Below are 2,160 nucleotides of genomic sequence, written 5' to 3'. Positions count from 1 at the left end.
ACGATGGACACCCTTGCCTTTAGCTAGTGGTTGGCACGGTCAACCCCCACAGTGGACTTTCACCACCTAGTTGTTACGCATGCCCGGCACACAATAAAAAACCGCCTCTTAAATACAGAGACGGTTTATCCCGCGGTTCCACTCTGTTTGGGCTCAAGCCCCAACTCGTTAAGCTATAACGGAGCAACCGATTTACCCTACTTAAGTTCAGGTAATAGTTCAGAGGTGCACTTCAATTTACCATTGACCTGAAACCCCTCTCAGCTTATAAGGATTTCTCTCTGTAGGTTTAGTAAATCTACTCTCCTCATCATCACCTATTAAAATATTCAATTTTATATAATCTATGGGAAATTATAATAATATCATGGATACGGGCAATCTTTTTTTAACCTTTAAATTTTATTATATAAATCATAAATAAATTTAACTTGTTTGTCAATTAGATAAAAATTCCATCACACTATCATATATTTTATTCAAGCTATCTATATAATCTCTTTTTTTACATATTCTATTCTCTTTAATATATTTTGTTTACCCAAAATCAAAATCGTTTTAACTAAATCTGGTCCATGAAGCTGTCCTGTAAGTATCGCTCTAATAGGCATATATAAATTTTTACCCTTCGCTCCTGTTTTCTTTTGAAGTTTTTTAAATAAACTCGAAGCAAATTCTTCATCTATTTCATCGATACTATTAAGTTCTTCTTCAAAAGCCTCTATTAAACCTGAAACATGCTCTCCCTTAAGCACTTCCACAACTTCTTCATTTTCAGGCTCTACTTTATCTTTAAAGAAAATTTCCGCTTTATCAACAATTTCACTTATATAAGATATTTTTTCCTGCAGAGCCGATACTATCATTTTAATCCATTCATATCTATTTTTTACATCGTCTTCATTTATAAATCCTGCTTCAACAAGATGAGGTATTGCAAGTTTTGTTATTCTATCTACATCACTTTTTCTTATATATTGACCATTTATCCAGTTTAGTTTATCGATATCAAAAACTCCTCCAGTTTTTGATACTCTATCGAAAGAAAATTCATTAATAAGCTCTTCCATACTTAAGATTTCTCTATTGTCTTCTGGACTCCAACCAACTAATGCTAAATAATTTACTAAAGCTTCTGGCAGGTATCCTTTCTTTCTAAAATCTCCTACCGCTACATCTCCATGTCTTTTACTCAACTTCTTCTTATTCTTATTTAATACTGTTGGAAGATGTACGTAAACAGGCTGCTCCCAGCCAAAAACTTCATATAAAAAACTATGTTTTGGAGTTGAAGAAAGCCATTCTTCTCCTCTTACTATATGAGTAATTTTCATAAGATGGTCATCTACTACAACAGCTAAATGATAAGTTGGGAATCCATCTGATTTAAGTAATACCTGATCATCTAAATCATTAGTATTTATAGTTATTTCCCCTCTAATCAAATCTTTAAACTTAATATCCTTATTTGGTGGTAATTTTAATCTTACTGTGTATTCTTCACCAGCTTCTATTCTCTTTTTAGCCTCTTCAATAGTTATATCTCTACAATGACCATCATACCTCGGAGTAAGCCCTTTAGATTTCTGTTCTTCTCTAATCTTATCAAGTCTTTCTTTAGAACAGAAACAATAATATGCATGACCTTTCTCGATAAGCTCATCTACATATTTTTTATAAATATCTAGCCTTTCAGATTGTATATAAGGACCATATTCACCTTTTTGTACAAGTTTTCCATTTTCTATAAAAACACCTTCATCATGTACGACTCCAGCCCATAATAAAGATTCAATTAAATTTTCAATCGCACCTTCAACATATCTAGTTCTATCTGTATCTTCTATCCTTAATATATACTTCCCACCTTGATTTTTAGCAAAAATGTAATCATAAAGTGCTGTCCTTAACCCACCAATATGCAAATAACCTGTAGGACTCGGTGCAAATCTAACCCTTACTTCAGCCATCCGACTACCTCCTAATATCTTTAAAAATCGAAAATTTTGTTCTATTCGTATATTATATACTACATCCTTTACCCTATCAAGATTATTCTATTATGTATCTTCAATTCGTAATATGAAAAATTAAATTCATTTATGCTATACTAAAGCTAAAATAGGATCAAGGAGTGATTGAATCTCTTCGCTACAAGAA

At 32.3% G+C, this 2,160-nt stretch carries 1 protein-coding gene and 1 other annotated feature; the gene reads right to left on the bottom strand.

What is annotated here, in order from left to right:
- Window positions 1–113 precede the first annotated feature (113 nt).
- Window positions 114–323 (bottom strand) — a binding site (T-box leader).
- A 165-nt stretch (window positions 324–488) separates the two neighbouring features.
- The gene (gene gltX, locus BUB51_RS12450) at window positions 489–1,970 is read right to left on the bottom strand and encodes a glutamate--tRNA ligase (RefSeq protein ID WP_073198157.1); all 1,482 of its coding nucleotides are present in this window, start codon (window positions 1,968–1,970) and stop codon (window positions 489–491) included.
- Window positions 1,971–2,160 lie beyond the last annotated feature (190 nt).

This window comes from Caloranaerobacter azorensis DSM 13643 (assembly GCF_900129995.1).
Classification (GTDB): Bacteria; Bacillota; Clostridia; order Tissierellales; family Thermohalobacteraceae; genus Caloranaerobacter; species Caloranaerobacter azorensis.
The sequence above is the reverse complement of the archived record's forward strand: the minus strand, read 5'-3'. Positions and strand labels throughout refer to the sequence as shown.